This is a genomic window from Corynebacterium sp. HMSC071F07 (assembly GCF_001810285.1).
Taxonomy (GTDB): Bacteria; Actinomycetota; Actinomycetes; order Mycobacteriales; family Mycobacteriaceae; genus Corynebacterium; species Corynebacterium simulans.
Genome location: NZ_KV800711.1, coordinates 1 through 228, shown reverse-complemented (window position 1 = coordinate 228; position 228 = coordinate 1). Strand labels below are relative to the sequence as shown.

The following is a 228-nucleotide window of genomic DNA, read 5'->3' as shown; positions in this document are numbered from 1 at the left end:
GGTCAGTCGGTGAGAAGACCGCCAGCATGTCTACAAGTTGATCCAGCCGGTAGTACGCCACCGAGTATCCAGCCTTGCATGCGGCGATGCCGATGGCGCAGGCAATGTAGGTCTTGCCTGTTCCCGTCGGGGCGAGGATGTGAATGTTGGTCGGGTTTTCCCGCCAGTTAGTGGCTGCGATTCGTTTCAACTGGCGCATGTTGATACCGCGTTGTTCTGCCCGGGTGA

The 228-nt window shown here is 58.3% G+C and carries 1 protein-coding gene; it reads right to left on the bottom strand.

Going from position 1 to position 228, the window contains the following annotated elements; translation table 11 throughout:
• A partial coding sequence (locus HMPREF2724_RS06805; protein WP_168164877.1) for an ATP-binding protein occupies positions 1–228 on the bottom strand: 228 nt, incomplete at both ends.